The sequence below is a fragment of the Bradyrhizobium sp. URHC0002 genome (assembly GCF_054059515.1).
On sequence record NZ_JBSSCF010000001.1, the window covers coordinates 6169078 to 6186436 of the forward strand.

A 17359-nucleotide genomic window follows, 5' to 3' on the forward strand; every position below is an offset into this window, starting at 1 on the left:
TCTCGCAAGTCGCATCAACGCTTGCAAGCATGTGCTTATTCCGTATGACGAAACAGCATTGTTGCCTGACGGCAATTGTGATTGATGCAGGTTCGCATCATTAGCATGCGTGCAAGGCCCAGAGGTTGGACAGGTTGAAACCAGAGATACGAATTGGTCCTCGGCATCCCAGGCTCGCCGGCATCGGCTTCCGCTTCGCGCGCTGGCTGGCGGCAAAAACCATGGGGGCTGCGGGATTTCACCAGCTCGGCTCGGAATTCGCCGATGCGCGGATCGCGCATGTGCGCGACAAGCTCGCGCGCGGCGAAACGGTCTATCTCGCTGGCCTCGGCGCACCCGGCACGCATAATTCAGGTCTGGCGCTGGTCGAGGTGACGCGGGCGCGCGGGCCACGGCTGATCGTCAACAACGAGGAAGAGCGCTTTTCCGGCAACAAGCATACGACCGAGTATCCAAAACTGTCGATCGACGCTGTTGTGGCGACGCTGCGGCAGATGGGCCGCGATATCGGCGACATCGATGCCTGGCTCACGAGCTGGGATTATCCGACGCTGGCCGGTACGTTGGCGCGCTCGGTGATCGAGGAACTGCCGCAGAGTTTCAAGCTCGTACGTACCACGGAAGCCGCCGGCTTCGACGGCCGCCGCCTCGACCAGATGACGCGGACGCCGAAGATCCTCGCCCGCCAGCTCGGGCTTACCGGGCGCGTGCCGCTGATCTGCCTGCCGCATCACGACAACCACGCCTGGTTTTCCTACGCCGCCTCACCGTTCGCCGATGACGGCGAGCCGACGGCGGTTGCGGTGCTCGACGGCACCGGCGATCAGGGCTCGATCTCGCTTTATGCGGTCGAGAACGGCGGGATGCGCCGCCTCTACTGCAACGACAGCATGTTCGATTCACTCGGCGCGTTCTATAGCGTGATCTCATCGACACAGGGTGGCTGGACCTGGCTTTCCAGCGAGGGCCGCTACATGGGCGCCGCCGCCTGGGGCGACATGGACCGCGCCAGCAATCCCTATTATGCGCGGCTGCGGGATGTGCTGCATTTCGGCACAGGCGGCGAAGTCCGGCTCAACCGCGCGATGGCGAACTGGTACTGCGATCCCTTCGATCACCCCTACAAGCAGGCGCTCACCGAGATACTCGGCGAACCGCTCAGGCCGGACCAGCTCTGGAATCCGGATGCGGTGCTGCGGGTCGAGGACATCCATCACCGCGCCGATACCAGGGACCGCCTCGACAAGGCCGCTGCGACCCAATTGGTGTTCGAGGACGCCATGATCCATGTCGTCGATCACCTGTTGCGCGTATCAGGCGCGAACCGGCTGGTGTTGACCGGCGGCGTCGCGCTGAATGCGGTCGGCAACATGCGGCTGCTCGAACATTTCGACGCAGCCTGGTTCGCCGAGGCGCAGCAACGCAACGCGCGCCTGAAGCTGTGGGTGCCGCCGGTCCCCGGCGATCCCGGCGTCACCATCGGCGCCGCCTGGCTGTTCGCCCATCTCGCCGGCGCCCCGCGCGGTGCGCCGATGACGCATGCCTTCTATTGCGGCACGCCGCCCTCGCAGCAAGACATCGTCAGCGCACTCGCGGCCGACGACATCGCCTCGCAACGCATCGGCGATATCTCGACGGCTGAAGGCCGCGACGCCATCGCCGATCTGATGGCGTTCATGGTGGCGCAAAGCGGCGTCATCGCGATCTATCAAGGCGGGGCCGAAACCGGTCCCCGCGCGCTTGGCCACCGCTCGATCCTCGCGAACCCCTGCGACGCGCGAGCGCGCGAACGGCTCAACGAGCGCGTCAAATACCGCGAGGCCATTCGCCCGCTGGCGCCGATGGCGACGCTGGAGGCCGCGCGGGAATATTTCGAACTGCTGCCCGGCGCTGCGGATGCCGACTACAACGCCTACAATTACATGGTGCTGACGGCGCATTCGAAGCCGAATGCCTGCGAAAAAATTCCAGCCGTCATTCACGCCGACGGCACCGGCCGCATCCAGATCGTGCGCGCCGAAGACGATCCGCTCACCTTTGCCTATCTCAAGGCGCTCGGCCGCCATATCGGCGTCGAGCTGTCCGTCAACACGTCCTTCAACGTCGCCGGACCGATTGCGCAGACGCCGCAGCAGGCAATCGACACGCTGCGCCGTTCCAAGGGGCTCGATGCCGTCATCATGATCGCCGACGACGGCACCGTGAACGCGGCCTGGCACGGCGGCGAGCGCGACAGCGGAAGGTTCACAAACTGGCTCGCCGACTGGAAGAAGACATCGGCATCCAGCCAGCCTGCGCGATAATTCGCTTCCTCCCTGAGATCGGGTGATCCGCCGGTTCAGAGATCGATGCGTTCGCTCGCAACCGCCTTGCGTTCCGCCATGTTGAACCGGCCGCCATAGATCGGGCGCTCGCCGGTGGTCGGACCGGGATACTGGACGATGAATATCTCCCCGCCCGTTTCGGTGCGGAATTCGCCCTCGAAGTGCGGATCGGGATGGAACAGCACCGTCCCCGGACCATGCAGCGTTCCGTCGATTGAAAACTCGCCTTTCAGGATATGCCAGACCTGCGCGAAGCCATGATAGTGCTCGGGGTGATAGGCGCCGGGCTCTAGCCGCAGAATTCCCGCGTTCGGTTCGGTCGGACGTTCCAGTCGCGGATGAAAAAGCATTTTGCCTGTTTCGCCCGGCCACCGGATTGTCTCCCAATCGACTTCCTCGAAATGGCGCGCCTCGTAGGGCTTGTGGTCCTTTCGCGACGCTTCGCGCGCGGTCGTCAATTCCGCATTTGCGGCCGCCGTATCGGGAATCTCCTTGCTCGTGACAGCACTCATTTTGCTCTCCCTTTTGCCGTGCTCTCTCGTTCGCTTTTCCTGCCCGCAATGTTGCTCCACCACTCAACCGCGATGGCCGACTGATTTTCGATTGATGTCACCATGAGCAGGCGCGCACTGCCGGACCCGCGCGCCCATGCCATATGCGGTACGTCTGAGCGCAAGTGAATCGAGTCCCCGCGCTCCAGCGCGATGGTTTCGTCGCCCACCTGAAATTCAACGCTGCCTTCGAGGACAAAGCACATTTCTTCGCCGGGATGCGCGACCAGCGTCGGCTTGCGCGGTTTTGCCGACAATTCGAGCAGGAAAGTTTCCAGCCGCTGCTCGCCGATGCCCGAAGCGAGCTTGCGCCAGGCATAATTGGCGTCCGCGTCCTTCGATGGAACGGCATCGATTGACCGCACCACGCGAAAAGCGCGCGTCCGGTCCTCACCTTCGATGTCGGCGAACAATTCGGCCGGCAGCACCTGAAGGACGCCGGCAATTTCCAGGAGATTACCGATCGAACACGCGATGAGCCCGCGCTCGATCCGCGAGAGAAATGTCACTGATAGCCCGACCATTCCGGCGAGTTCATCGAGCGTCAAACCGCGCGCCGAACGGGCCCTGCGAATGACGGCTCCAATTGCGGCAAGACGCGCCGCCTCGCGCGTACGCCGGCCAGAATCTGCCGAAACCACGCGGCCCTCCCATTTGCTTATAAGGCAAATCGTATTGCCAAATAGGCAAATGTCAAGCTGGCTCGCGTCGCCTGCAGCAGCGAACTAACGTTCCAGAAACTTCAGCACGCGGCCGTCGATCAACAACAGCGCGCTGCCGATCACCAGAGCGCCCGCGATTTCACGCGGCGAAATCTGCTCACCGAGCACGAGCGAGCCGAGCAGGATGGCCGTGACCGGCACAAGCAGCGTCACCAGCATGACGTTGGTGGCGCCGGAGCGCCGCAGCACCTGGAAGAAAACGATATAGGCCAGCGCCGTCGACAACGCGGCAAGGCCGAGCACCGCAAGCCATGTCACCGTATCAGGCATTGGCAGTTGCCACGGGTGCTCGAAAATGCCGGCGACGACGGCCATCATCAGGCTCGATGCCATCAATTGAAACGTGGCGGTGGCAAGCGGCGGCGAATCCGATAGCGCGCGCCGAGCTATCAGGGCGGAGATGCCGTAGCTGAGCGCCGCCGCGAGACACAGCAGGACGCCGAGCCCCTGCCCGCTGGCAAAGCCTAGTCCGCTGCCGCGCAGGATCACCACGCCGACAAGGCCGACGATCACACCGACCACCCGCCTGACGACGAGCTTCTCCTCGCCCGCCGCCGCCATCACCGCCACCGTGAACAGCGGCGTGGTGGCATTGAGGATCGAAGCCAACCCGCTCGCGACGTACATCTGTCCGGTGACGATCAGCGAGAACGGCAGCACATTGTTGAACAAGGCGATCAGGAAGAACGGCCTCCAGCCCATCCAACCCTTCGGAAACAGCAGTCGCTGCGCGCAGAGCACCGGCAGCAGGATCATGGCGGCCAGCAGCACGCGCAATAGCACAAGCGTGAACGGCGGCAGCTCGCGCAGCACCACGCCATTGAAGAAGAACGATCCGCCCCACAGCACCGACAATGCGGCGAGCAGCGACCAGTCGCGCGCATCGATCCGGCCGTCGCCAACTGTCATTTCACAGGAACCTAGTCAACTCGCGCAACCAGCTAGACCGGACGCACGCCGCCGTCCACCCGATTTCCGATGATTATTTCGGCTGCGACACGATCTCGATCATCTTGCCTTCGTCATCGTCGGCCGCGTTTGCCTTCGCCCTCTCATAGGCGGCAAGCGCGGCGCGGCTGACGGGCACGCCGGGCAGCAGCGTTTCGGCCAGCCTCACCGCATAGGCCGCATCCTTGTGGCGCAGCGCAGCCGTGAACGACGCGCCGGAAAAATCGCGCGCCACCATGCGCTTGGAATGCCGGATCACCTGCGGGCTCGCCACCGCGCCGGTCGCCAGCGCCTCCGCCACCAGGTTCATGTCGAGCCCGGCCTGCTCGGCCATCGCGACGCCTTCGGCGAGGCTCGCGATCTGCACCGCGCCCATCAGGTTGTTGATCAGCTTGAAGACGGTGCCGGTGCCGACCGCGCCAAAATGCCTGACCACGTCGCCGATCGGCGCGAGATAAGGCCTTGCCCGATCCAGATCGGCCGCGTCAGCTCCGACCAGCAAGGTCAGCTTTCCGGCAGCCGCCGCTTGCGGCAGGCCAGTGACGGGACAATCGATATAGACGAGGCCTCGGCCGCGCAGTTCGCGCGCCATGTCGAGCGCATGCTGATGCGAGACCGTCGAGCATTCGATCGCGAGGCTGCCCGCCTTCATCGTTGCAGCCGCGCCATCCTTGCCGAGCCAGACAGTACGCGACGCCTCATCGTCGGCGACCATGGTCACGACGGCATCAGCGCCATCGGCAGCGTCCGCTGGAGAGGCGGCCCAGTGCGCGCCGCGCGCGATCAGGTCTTCCGCCTTGGCCTTGCTGCGATTCCACACCGCAACCGAAAAACCTGCATCGAGATAGCGGCCGGCCATGCCATGGCCCATGCGCCCCAGCCCGATGAAGGCCACTTTGGTCATGGATTAATCCACATCCTCGATCGCGCCAGGCGTGGTGCCGAAGGCGCGCTGCGCCAGGGTCGCCGCCATGAATTCGTCGAGGTCGCCATTGAGTACGCCCGACGTATCCGAGGTCTGCACGCCGGTACGCAGGTCCTTCACCATCTGGTAGGGCTGCAGCACGTAGGAGCGGATCTGGTGGCCCCAGCCGATGTCGGTCTTGGCAGCCTGGTCGGCGGCGGCCTGTTCCTCGCGTCGCTTCAACTCGATTTCGTAGAGCCGTGCGCGCAGCATGTCCCAGGCCTGGGCGCGGTTCTTGTGCTGCGAACGGCCGGCCTGGCAGACCACCGCGACGCCGGTCGGAATATGCGTCAGGCGCACCGCGGATTCGGTCTTGTTGACGTGCTGGCCGCCGGCGCCGCCCGAGCGCATCGTGTCGGTGCGCACGTCGGACTCGGCGATATCGATCTTGATGCTGTTATCGACCACCGGAAAAATCGCCACCGACGAAAACGACGTATGCCGCCGCGCGTTGGAATCGAACGGCGAGATTCGCACCAGGCGGTGCACGCCAGCTTCCGTCTTCAGCCAGCCATAGGCATTGTGCCCGCTGATCTGGATGGTCGCGGATTTGATGCCGGCTTCTTCGCCGGGGGTTTCTTCCAGATACTCGATCTTGAAGCCGTGCTCCTCGGCCCAGCGCGTATACATGCGCAGCAGCATCGCGGCCCAGTCCTGGCTCTCGGTGCCGCCGGCGCCGGCATGCACTTCGAGATAGGAATCGAACCGGTCGGCCTCGCCCGACAATAGCGCTTCCAGCTCGCGGCGCGCGACTTCCTTCTTCAGGGCTTTAAGCGCGATCTCCGCCTCGACCACGACGCTTTCATCGTTCTCGGCCTCGCCGAGCGCGATCATTTCGACATTGTCGTCGAGCTCATTCTCGACCTTGCCGATGCCCTCGAGCGCATCCACCAGCGAGGTGCGCTCCTGCATCAGCTTCTGGGCTTTCTGGGGATCGTTCCAGAGATTGGGATCTTCGGCGAGTTTGTTCAGCTCGGCGAGGCGAGCCGTGGATTTCTCGACGTCAAAGATGCCTCCTCAGCAGCCCGACTGACTGCTTGATCTCTTCTACGAGGCGTTCGACTTCGGCGCGCATGGTCTCTTCTGTCTGCGGTCGGAACCGCTACTGAATTATGATGCGACGGATGTAGCGGCGTACGTCGCAAAGCGCAATCGGCTAATAAAGCCTGCCGGTTCCGGGACGCATGATACTGCCCGCGTCGGGCGGGATTTCCTGCGGCACGCGTCCATCCTGGTCGGCAACGCCAACGGCGGAGTAATTATCCGGCGGCACGGTGCCCGGCTTGAACGCTTCCAGGATGGTGCGGCCGCCCTCGCCGCCGGGGCTGGGGCGCGTGCCGCTCTTGGCATCGACGCGGACCAACCTGATGCCGGCGGGAATCTTGAATGGGGTCGCCGGCTTGTTGGCGAGCGCGAGCTTCATGAAATCCTTGACGATCGGAGCGGCGGTATGGCCGCCTTGCGCGGCCCTGCCCAGGCTGCGGGGCTTGTCATAGCCGAGATAGAGGCCAACGACGAGATCCTGCGAAAAGCCGATGAACCAGACGTCTTTTCCGTCGCTGGTAGTGCCGGTCTTGCCGGCGATCGGCTTGCCGACCTCGCGCATGACCGACGCCGTGCCGCCCTGCACCACCCCCTCCAGCATCGAGGTGATCTGATAGGCCGTCATCGAATCAAGCACCTGCTCCCTGCGGTCGACAAGCTGGGGCTCGGGCTGGTTCTTCCAGCCGCCCGGCGCGTCGCAGCCACGACACTCGCGCGCGTCATGCTTGAAAATCGTGCGTCCGTAGCGGTCCTGGATACGGTCGATCAGGGTCGGCTTCACCCGACGGCCGCCGTTGGCAAACATCGAATAGGCCGTGACCATCCGCATGACCGTGGTTTCGCCGGCGCCGAGCGAATAGGAAAGATAGTTCGGCAATTCCTCATAGACGCCGAAGCGTTTGGCATATTCGCCGATCAAGGGCATGCCGACATCCTGCGCCAGCCGCACCGTCACGGTATTGATCGACCATTTGAGGGCTTCACGCAGGGTAATGGGGCCACGGTAACTGCCCACCGAAAAGTTCTCCGGACGCCAGACCCCGGCGCCCTGCCCCTGATCGATCTCGATCGGCCCGTCGATCATGATGGTCGACGGCGTGTAGCCATTGTCCATCGCCGCCGAATAGACCAGCGGCTTGAACGTCGATCCCGGCTGCCGATAGGCCTGGGTCGCGCGGTTGAACTGGCTCTGGTCGAACGAGAAGCCACCCACCATCGCAACCACGCGGCCGGTCCACGGATCCATCGCGACCATCGCGCCGGACACTTCAGGCAATTGCCGCAGGCGATACTGGCCTTCGACCGCGTTGCCGTCCTTGCCGAAAAGCGGATCGGCGTAGATCACATCGCCCGGGACAAGAATTTGCGAGACCGAGACCGGCGTCTTGCCGCGAGCCGAAGCGGAAGCCGCCCTCGCCCATTTGACACCTTCCAGCGTGATGAGACCGGTTTGCCGGTCCTTGGAGATCGCGCCCCCCAGTTCGCGGCCGGGCTGGAAGCCGATCCGGGCCGACTGGTCGGATGTCTCCAGCACCACGGCCATCCGCCACGGCGAGATGTCGCCGAGCGATTTGACGTCGGCGAGTTTCACGCCCCAATCGCCTGATATGTCGAGCTTGCTCATCGCTCCGCGCCAGCCCTGGGCCTCGTCAAAATTCACGAGGCCGGCGGCCACGGTTTTGCGCGCCATCACCTGCAGCTTCGGATCGAGCGTGGTGCGAACCGACAGGCCGCCTTCATAGAGTTTCTTTTCGCCGTAGCGCTCGAAGATGTCGCGCCGGACTTCCTCGGCAAAATACTCACCGGCAAAGGTATGCGCGCCGTTGCCGCGGCTGGCCACGACCAGCGGTTCCTTGCGGGCCTTGTCGGCATCGGCCTGCTTGATCCATCCGTTTTCCAGCAGGCGGTCGATCACGTAGTTGCGCCGCTCGGTAGACCGGTCGCGGTTGCGGACCGGATGCAACGTTCCCGGCGCTTTCGGCAGGGCTGCCAGATACGCGGCTTCCGCGATCGTGAGTTCGTTCACCGACTTGTCGAAATAGACCAGTGATGCGGCCGCGATGCCGTAAGCGCCAAGACCGAGATAGATTTCGTTGAGATAGAGCTCGAGGATGCGGTCCTTGGAATAGGCGCGCTCGATGCGCATCGCCAGCAAGGCTTCCTTGATCTTGCGCGCGAACGACACTTCATTGGTCAAAAGGAAGTTCTTCGCGACCTGCTGGGTGATCGTCGAGGCACCTTGCGGGCGCCTGTTGGAGCCGAAGTTCTGGGCATACACCACGGCCGCGCGCGCCATGCCCGTGAAGTCGATGCCGCCGTGCTCATAGAAGTTCTTGTCCTCGGCTGCGAGGAACGCGTTGGTGACGAGCTTTGGCATCGCCTGGATCGGCAGGTAGAGCCGCCGCTCCTTGGAATACTCGCCGAGCAGCGCACCATCGGACGCATGCACGCGCGTCATCACCGGCGGCTCGTAATCCTGAAGCTGCGAATAGTCCGGCAAGTCCCGGGAGAAATACCAGATCCCGCCTGCGACGCCGGCCACGCCCGCCAGGAACAGGACCGTCCCGGCAGTAAACAGGAAACCCAAAAACCGGACCAGAAAGCGCATTATCGAAGTTCCATTCCAACCTTAGCACCGAAACAGCCGGCGCTCGTCCTCGTGTCCATCGGACATTCCCTCTCCCGCGACACGGATCGCTCAGATCCGCCGGGCGCAAACATTATAACGTGATGTCCGAAGATACGCCCTTAGGTTGTGAACACTCCGTGCGGATCAGTACAGCCCGCCGGTTCCCTGACGCATGATATTGCCCGCGTCGGGCTGATACCCTTGCTGGTATCCCTGCGGCGTCCGGCCGTCCGCATCGGCCACGCCGATGACCGAGTAGTTATCCGGTGGCGCGGTGCCCGGCTTGAAGGCCTCCAGAAGGCCGCCACTGCCCGGACCGGCGCGCATGCCGCTCTTGGGGTCGACGCGGACGAGCTTGATGCCGGCGGGCACCTTGAACGGAATCGCAGGCTTGTCGGCGAGCGCGAGCTTCAGGAAGTCCTTGGCGATCGGCGCGGCCAGATGACCGCCGGTCATGCCGCGGCCGAGATTGCGCGGCTTGTCGAAGCCGACATAGATGCCGACCACGAGGTCCGGCGAGAAGCCGATGAACCAGGCGTCCTTTTCATCGTTGGTGGTGCCGGTCTTGCCGGCGATCGGCTTGCCGACTTCCTTGACCACCGTCGCGGTGCCGGCCTGCACCACATATTCCATCATCGAGGTGATCTGGTAGGCCGTCATCGGATCGAGCACCTGCTCGCGGCGGTCCACGAGCTGCGGCTCGGGCTGACTCTTCCAGCCGCCAGGCGCGTCGCAACCGCGGCATTCGCGGGCGTCATGCTTGAAGATGGTGTGGCCGTAGCGGTCCTGAATACGATCGATCAGCGTCGGCTTCACGCGGCGGCCACCATTGGCGAACATCGAATAGGCCGTGACCATCCGCATGACCGTGGTTTCGCCGGCGCCGAGCGCATAGGACAGATAATTCGGCAGATCGTCGTAGACGCCGAAGCGCTTGGAATATTCGCCGATCAAGGGCATGCCGATGTCCTGCGCCAGCCGCACCGTCACGGTGTTCAGCGAATTCTTCAGCGCATTGCGCAGGGTGACCGGTCCCTGATATTTGCCCGACGAATAGTTTTCCGGGCGCCAGACGCCGCCGCCCTGCCCCTGATCGATTTCAATCGGCGCGTCGACCACGACGGTCGACGGGGTGTAGCCGTTGTCCATCGCCGCCGAATAGACCAGCGGCTTGAACGACGAACCCGGCTGCCGATAGGCCTGGGTGGCACGGTTGAACTGGCTCTGGTCGAACGAGAAGCCGCCGACCATCGCCAGCACGCGGCCGGTCCAGGGGTCCATCGCGACCATCGCGCCGGAAACTTCCGGCAACTGACGCAGCCGATACTGACCTTCGATCGGCTTGCCATCCTTGTCGAACAGCGGGTCGGCATAGATCACGTCGCCGGCCGCAAGGACCTGCGCGACCGAGGTCGGTGTCCTGCCCTTTGCAGGACCCGACGCGGCCTTCGCCCACCGCACGCCGTCGAGCGTGACGATGCCGGTCTGCCTGACCTTGCTGATGGCGCCCCCGAGTTCGCGGCCTGGCTGAAAACCGATCCGCGCCGACTGGTCGGAAGTCTCCAGCACCACGCCCATCCGCCACGGCGAGATGTCGCCGAGCGATTTGACGTCGGCGAGCTTCACGCCCCAGTCGCCGGAAATGTCCAGCTTGGACGGCGCGCCGCGCCAGCCGCTCGCCTCGTCATACTTGACGAGACCGGCGACCATGGCCTTGCGCGCCATGACCTGCATCTTCGGGTCGAGCGTGGCGCGAACCGACAATCGCGCCTTCGTACAGTTTCTTTTCGCCGTAGCGCTCGAAGATGTCGCGCCGGACCTCCTCGGCGAAATATTCGCCGGCGAAGATGTGCGCGCCGTTGCCGCGGCTGGTGACGTTGAGCGCTTCCTTGCGCGCCTTGTCGGCGTCGGCCTGCTTGATCCAGCCGTTCTCCAGCAGACGATCGACCACGTAATTGCGCCGCTCGACCGCGCGATCGCGGTTGCGAACCGGGTGCAGGACCGCGGGCGCCTTGGGCAACGCCGCCAGATACGAGGCTTCCGCGATCGTGAGTTCGTTCACGGATTTGTCGAAATAGACCAGCGACGCGGCCGCGATGCCGTAGGCGCCAAGACCGAGATAGATTTCGTTGAGATAGAGCTCGAGGATGCGATCCTTCGAATAGGCGCGCTCGATGCGCATCGCCAGCAAGGCTTCCTTGATCTTGCGCGTGAACGACACTTCGTTGGTCAGAAGGAAGTTCTTTGCGACCTGCTGGGTGATCGTCGAAGCACCCTGCGGGCGCCTGTTGGAGCCGAAGTTCTGCGCATACACCACGGCCGCGCGCGCCATGCCGGTGAAGTCGATGCCGCCGTGCTCGTAGAAGTTCTTGTCCTCGGCCGCCAGGAACGCGTTGATGACGAGCTTTGGCACCGCCTGGATCGGCAGATAGAGACGGCGCTCCTTGGAATATTCGCCGAGCAGCGCACCATCGGACGCATGCACGCGCGTCATCACCGGAGGCTCGTAATCCTGAAGCTGTGAGTAGTCGGGCAGGTCCTTGGAGAAATGCCAGATCGCGCCCGCGACTCCGGCCACGCCGACCAGGAACACGACGGTCCCGGCGGCGAACAGGAAACCCAAAAACCGGACCAGCAATCGCATTATCGAAGTTCCGTTCCAACCCTGTGCGCCGGAATCTGCGGCGCCTATCCTGATACGGCAATCCCGCCGAACGAGTTGCCGCTACGCGGTCGAACAATAAAGGTCCGGCGGACAATACCGATTCCGAAGACCACAGCCAATTTTCTATACCGTTGCCGCTGTGGCCAAACTAGGGCTTGGGCCACCGGAGGGGACGCTTTTCAGCCTGCCCTTAGGCGATGCGCACCGGACTTTTCACTTGCCCGGTCCGGCAGTTGCCTGCCGTTTGGCTAAAAACGTATCAATTGCCTGCGCCATCGATCCGACCGTCCGGTTCCGCCAGTTTTCTGACACCAGATGTTCAAGGTCGCCCTTATTCGAGACATAGCCGAGTTCGACCAGAACCGAGGGCACGTCCGGCGCCTTCAAGACCCTGAATCCAGCCGATTTCAACGGATGCTTGTGCATCCGGACCGTATTCTTCATCTCGCCCATCAAGACCCGGGCGAAGCGGTTTGAAAAGGTTTTGGTCTCCCGCTGCACCAGATCGATCAGGATATCGGCGACTTCGGTCGGCTCGTCGGCGAGACTGACCCCGCCAATCGCGTCCGACTTGTTTTCGGCGTCCGCCAGCCGTTCGGCCTCGGAGTCGGAGGCCTTGTCGGACAGCGTGTAAATGGTGGCGCCCTGGGCATCGCCCTCGCCGCGCGGCAAGGCATCGGCATGGATCGAGACGAACAGTGCCGCCGACTCGTTGCGCGCGATCTTCACGCGGTCGCCGAGCGGAATGAAGGTGTCGTCCGTCCGGGTCATGACGACGCGATACTTGCCCGATTTCTCGATTCGATCGCGTAGCGCCAGGCCAAAGCCCAGCACCAGATTCTTTTCCATGATGTCGCCGCCGCCGGCCTGGGTGCCGTTGTCGTCGCCGCCATGGCCGGGATCGATCACGACCACCGGCCGCTTATCCGGCGGCCCGGGTGCAGGCTTCGGCGCGGCCGGCGCATCCGGCCGGGCAGCGGCGGCGTTGGCCTCGGCGATCGCGGGCCTCAGTTCGGGACGGTTTTCGGGCGCCAGCGACTGGACAAAGGCGGTGCGGTCAACCTCTTCCAATTCGAGCACCAGTCGCGGCGGCTGGCCGTTGGCCGCCTCCAGCACATAGGATTTGGCGATCTTGGCCGGTCCGGTCAGATCAAACACGATCCGCGATCCGCCCGGCATCACGAGGCCGTAGCGGAACGCCTTGACCAATCCCCGCCCCGCGACACCGGCTCCGGCCGGAAGCTGAAAACTGACCTGGGGAAGATCGACGATCACGCGATACGGGTCCGCCAGGGCAAAGGCCCGAAACTGGACCGCCTTGTCGAGATCGAGGATGAAACGGGTCTGTTTGGCATCGCCGGCCAGGCGAGCGTCAGACGCGATCGGGAAATTCGATACCCCCGCCGGGCTCGGAATGGCGGCTTGGGCCGGTGGCCACTGATAAGCCGGTGCTTGATAAGCCGGCGCTTGGGCCGCGCTGGGGCCGACCATTTGGGTGCACAAGAATGCTGCGGCGCACAATAGGCCACATCCCAGCAAAACAAGGTGATTTGCGCGGCTCGCCAACGATTCGGTGCCTCCGGAGGAGCCCTCCCTTACCGCATTAGAAGGACAGGGTTAATCGAACCTTAAGGGCGAATCTGTGAAAAGGAGCAAGTGTTGCTGGGCTGCGACGCTCGATATGGGGGGCCCTTGGGGGTTCCCTTGCGCTTCCCTTGCACGCAGCCGCCAATCCACGTATGTACGAGGTGCTGACGGCTAATACTCCCGGTTGTGTCGCGTTCAGCCTCCCGGTGCAGCGCCGGAACCTTCGAAGCCGAAGGAACCTGCGTCTTTCCCGATCCCTCCACAGCCAGCGCCGCGCGCGGCTGACACGGAGTGACGGTTTCGAGCCCGAGCGGCGTCCGGTCCCAGGTACCTTTTCCAGGGACGGTTTAAGACACGGCAAAACTGATTATCCGGACCCAAAACGGTCCGATATGCGATGGCCGGCGGGCGTTTAGGCGCCGAACCGGGTCTTCAGCGATAGATACGGCGGTATCTTTTCCGCCAACATGTTTAGACGGGCCGACGCTTGATGCGCCAGACTGTGTTGCCGACGAGGATCCAGGGAACGATCGCGCCGACGCGAAGCGAAAGCTTCGCACGTCGCCTCGCTCTGGTGGCTCCCCGTTCGGCGCGGCGCCAAGAATTGCGTTTTGGCCTTCCCCTCACCCCCGAATCAGGTGGACCGTCGCGTCACCGGGCCGCGCAATTTGCGCGCGCCATGCACCGCGCCCGCCGCCGTCAAGAGTTCCAAAATGCCCAACAAGATGTTGATCGACGCCACCCACCCGGAAGAGACCCGGGTCGTTGTGGTCCGCGGCAACCGCGTCGAAGAATTTGATTTCGAGACCGCCCAGCGCAAGCAGCTCCGCGGCAATATCTATCTCGCCAAAGTCACGCGCGTAGAGCCGTCGCTGCAGGCGGCGTTCATCGAATATGGCGGCAACCGCCACGGCTTCCTGGCGTTCAGCGAAATCCATCCGGACTACTATCAGATCCCGGTCGCCGACCGTCAGGCGCTGATCGAAGCCGACGAGCGTGCCCACCGCGAGGCCGAGGAAGAGAGCGAGAACCGCTCCTCCAACCGCCACCGTGGCCGCTCGCGCCACCGCAATGCGCGCCGCCGCGGCCATGGCGACCGCGTCCAGAGCGACGTCGTCGAGACCGCCGGCCAGGATCCCGCGCAGGCGGCCCAGCCCTATGAAGGCGAGGCGCATCAGCACGAAGGCGCGTATGCCGGCGAAGTGCATCCGCACGACGCTGAGCATCATGAGAATGATGCTGGGCATCATGAGAATGATGCCGGGCATCATGAGGATACGGCGCATCACGACCATGATGCGCATGATCACGCCGCGCATGATCACGATCATTCGCATGATCACCACGACCACGATGGTCACCACGATCACGCAGCCCAAGGTCCTGACGAACGGACGGATACCGCGGGCGAAGCACCGGTCGGGGAATTGGAATCCGGCGCGCCCGCCGTTGCGGCGGTCGAGGCGGCCGCCCCCGAGGCGACGGCTGAACACGCTCGTGATGAGCATCATGACGAGGAACACGCGCAAGAAAACGCGGCCCATGCCGACGACGCGCCGCATATCGAGCACGCCGGCGAAGGCTACGCGGTTGCTTCTTCCGACGAACTCGCCCGCGCGCCCGAAGGCGACGATGGCCACGACGATGAGGACGACGGCGAGGACGCCGAAGAGGAAGTCGTCGAATCCGTCGGTGGCGACGACGTTCTGGAGGAAGTTCCGGAGCGCCCGTTCCGCCCGCGCCGCCAGTACAAGATTCAGGAAGTCATCAAGCGCCGCCAGGTGATGCTGGTACAGGTCGTCAAGGAAGAGCGCGGCAACAAGGGCGCGGCGCTGACGACCTATTTGTCGCTGGCCGGCCGCTATGCCGTGCTGATGCCCAATACCGCCCGTGGCGGCGGCATCAGCCGCAAGATCACTTCGGCCCAGGACCGTTCGCGACTGAAGGAAGTGGTGCAGGACCTCGACGTGCCCGAGGGCATGGGGATCATCCTGCGCACCGCCGGCGCCTCGCGGACCAAGCCCGAGATCAAGCGCGACTTCGAATATCTGATCCGGATGTGGGAAACCGTGCGCGACATGACGCTGAAGTCGCAGGCCCCCACCCTCGTCTATGAGGAAGGCTCGCTGATCAAGCGCTCGCTGCGCGACCTCTACAACAAGGAAATCGACGAAATCCAGGTCGCCGGCGAGGCCGGCTACCAGGAAGCGCGCGACTTCATGAAGATGCTGATGCCCTCGAACGTGCGGGCGGTGAGGCAGTATCGCGACGGCCAGCCGCTGTTTTCGCGGATGGGCGTCGAGAGCCAGCTCGACGCGATGTTTTCGCCGACCGTACAACTGCGCTCCGGCGGCTACATCGTCATCAACCAGACCGAAGCGCTGGTCTCGATCGACGTCAACTCCGGCCGCTCGACCCGCGAACATCACATCGAGGACACCGCCCTCAAGACCAATCTCGAGGCGTCCGAGGAAGTCGCCCGGCAATTGCGCCTGCGCGATCTCGCCGGCCTGATCGTCATCGACTTCATCGACATGGACGAGAAGCGCAACAACCGCGCGGTCGAGCGCAAGCTCTCCGACTGCCTGCGGCAGGATCGCGCGCGCATCCAGGTCGGACGCATCTCGCATTTCGGCCTGCTTGAAATGTCGCGCCAGCGCATCCGCGCCAGCGTGCTGGAGAGTTCGACCGATGCTTGCGCGGTATGCGGCGGCAGCGGTCATGTGCGTTCGGTCTCGTCGGTCGCGCTGCAATTGCTGCGCGGCATCGAGGAAATCCTGATGAAGGGTGCGACCCACAATCTGGTGGTGCGCACCCGCACCGACGTCGCGCTGTATGTGCTGAACCACAAGCGCGGCCATCTGCGCGATCTCGAAAACGCCTTCAAGGTGTCGCTCGCCGTGAGCGCCGATCCAACCGTCGCCGGCCAGCAGTCGTTCATTATCGACCGCGGCGAACAGGTGCACACGCTGGAAGCCGCCAAGGCGCTGCTGGTGGCGCAGGCTGCCGCCTTCCCGCCCCAGGTCGAGGAGGCTTATGACGACGACGAGCCGTTCGACATCGAAACCGAATCCGAGGTCGAAGCCGAGGAGACCGAAGGGCTGGCCGATGATGCCGCCGAAGCGGCGTCGGGCGAAGGCGAAGGAGACGGCCACCGCCGCAAGCGGCGCCGACGCCGGCGCGGCCGTGGCGAGCCCCGTGACGGCGCCGCGCCGCGCGAGGACGGTGACGCGATGCGCGTCGCAGGCGATGCCGTTGAAGGCGTAACCGCCGAGGACGGCGAAGCCGACGAGGACGAAGGCGACGAACAGCCCGGCATGGCCCGCGGCGATCAGCCTGCCAATGGCGAGCGGCGCCCGCGCCGTCGCGGCCGTCGCGGCGGACGCCGCCGGCGTGGTACCGAGCTGGAGGACGGCCTTGCCGGATCGATCGCGGACGAACTCGGGCCGGCGCCGGCTTCCGAGGTGACCAGCGCGGTTGCCGATTTCGACGGCGGCGCGTCCGAGCCCGCGCCATCGCTGGTACAGGCCGACGTTGCGCCCGAACCGGTTTCGCAGCCGGCGGAGATGCAGCCTGCGGCCTACGCCCGGCCCGAGCCGGTCGAGAGCGCGCCCGCGCCGTCAGCTGAAGAAACCGGGCAAGAGGCCGAGCGGGCCGCGGCGCGAAGGCGTTCGACCGTGCGCGAGAAGGTCAGCTTCGTGACCAGCGCTCCGGCCGAGCCGGCGCCCTCGGTCAGCCAGAGCGCGCCGGAGCCGGTCGAGGCTCCCGCGGCGCCTGCCCCGACCCAACCGGCGCCGGCCGCATCGGCCGACGACGCGCCCCGCAAGGCGGGCTGGTGGTCGCGGCGCTTCGGCAGCGGCGAGTAAGGAATCGAACCAAAAAAGAAGACCGCCCGGCGAAAATCGGGCGGTTTTTTTTTATTGCG

9 protein-coding genes and 1 pseudogene are annotated in these 17359 nt (G+C 64.3%); 2 read left to right on the plus strand and 8 right to left on the minus strand.

Annotated features, from left to right (window positions below):
• Positions 1 to 134 precede the first annotated feature (134 nt).
• Entirely contained in the window at positions 135 to 2303 is a 2169-nt protein-coding gene (locus ACVWVY_RS30150; protein ID WP_456629780.1) for a carbamoyltransferase C-terminal domain-containing protein, read from the plus strand.
• 35 nt (positions 2304 to 2338) lie between these two features.
• Here ACVWVY_RS30150 and ACVWVY_RS30155 read toward each other — a convergent pair whose 3' ends face one another.
• The 8 genes and pseudogenes from ACVWVY_RS30155 to ACVWVY_RS30190 all read right to left on the minus strand — a co-directional run bounded on the left by ACVWVY_RS30155 (position 2339) and on the right by ACVWVY_RS30190 (position 13413).
• Positions 2339 to 2836 (minus strand): cupin domain-containing protein, encoded by a 498-nt coding sequence (locus tag ACVWVY_RS30155; protein WP_456629781.1) that lies wholly within the window; start codon positions 2834 to 2836, stop codon positions 2339 to 2341.
• On the minus strand, positions 2833 to 3516 hold the full coding sequence (locus ACVWVY_RS30160) for a helix-turn-helix domain-containing protein (RefSeq protein WP_456629782.1): 684 nt from the start codon (positions 3514 to 3516) through the stop codon (positions 2833 to 2835). The genes ACVWVY_RS30155 and ACVWVY_RS30160 overlap by 4 nt, the downstream gene beginning before the upstream one ends.
• Positions 3517 to 3600: 84 nt before the next feature.
• A complete protein-coding gene (locus ACVWVY_RS30165; RefSeq protein WP_456629783.1) occupies positions 3601 to 4506 on the minus strand; it encodes a DMT family transporter in 906 nt (301 codons plus the stop codon).
• Between the two features lie 73 nt (positions 4507 to 4579).
• Positions 4580 to 5449, minus strand: coding sequence for an NAD(P)-dependent oxidoreductase (locus ACVWVY_RS30170; protein ID WP_456629784.1), 870 nt, complete (start codon positions 5447 to 5449; stop codon positions 4580 to 4582).
• Between the two features lie 3 nt (positions 5450 to 5452).
• Positions 5453 to 6584, minus strand: a protein-coding gene (gene prfB, locus ACVWVY_RS30175; RefSeq protein WP_456629785.1) for a peptide chain release factor 2 whose coding sequence is annotated in 2 segments (ribosomal slippage) — positions 5453 to 6514 and positions 6516 to 6584 — 1131 coding nt in all. Because the reading frame shifts where the segments join, the coding sequence is not laid out codon by codon here.
• An 81-nt stretch (positions 6585 to 6665) separates the two neighbouring features.
• On the minus strand, positions 6666 to 9161 hold the full coding sequence (locus ACVWVY_RS30180) for a penicillin-binding protein 1A (RefSeq protein ID WP_456629786.1): 2496 nt from the start codon (positions 9159 to 9161) through the stop codon (positions 6666 to 6668).
• Between the two features lie 165 nt (positions 9162 to 9326).
• Positions 9327 to 11826, minus strand: a pseudogene (locus tag ACVWVY_RS30185) (penicillin-binding protein 1A).
• 234 nt (positions 11827 to 12060) lie between these two features.
• Entirely contained in the window at positions 12061 to 13413 is a 1353-nt protein-coding gene (locus tag ACVWVY_RS30190; RefSeq protein ID WP_456629787.1) for an N-acetylmuramoyl-L-alanine amidase, read from the minus strand.
• 734 nt (positions 13414 to 14147) lie between these two features.
• Here ACVWVY_RS30190 and ACVWVY_RS30195 point away from each other — a divergent pair.
• On the plus strand, positions 14148 to 17300 hold the full coding sequence (locus tag ACVWVY_RS30195; RefSeq protein WP_456629788.1) for an Rne/Rng family ribonuclease: 3153 nt from the start codon (positions 14148 to 14150) through the stop codon (positions 17298 to 17300).
• The last annotated feature ends 59 nt before the right edge of the window (positions 17301 to 17359 follow it).

Coding starts and splice junctions, on each gene's coding strand:
- ACVWVY_RS30155 (WP_456629781.1), bottom strand. CDS start 2,836: ATGAGTGCTGTCACGAGCAAGGAGATTCCCGATACGGCGGCCGCAAAT.
- ACVWVY_RS30165 (WP_456629783.1), bottom strand. CDS start 4,506: ATGACAGTTGGCGACGGCCGGATCGATGCGCGCGACTGGTCGCTGCTC.
- ACVWVY_RS30170 (WP_456629784.1), bottom strand. CDS start 5,449: ATGACCAAAGTGGCCTTCATCGGGCTGGGGCGCATGGGCCATGGCATG.
- ACVWVY_RS30180 (WP_456629786.1), bottom strand. CDS start 9,161: ATGCGCTTTCTGGTCCGGTTTTTGGGTTTCCTGTTTACTGCCGGGACG.
- ACVWVY_RS30195 (WP_456629788.1), top strand. CDS start 14,148: ATGCCCAACAAGATGTTGATCGACGCCACCCACCCGGAAGAGACCCGG.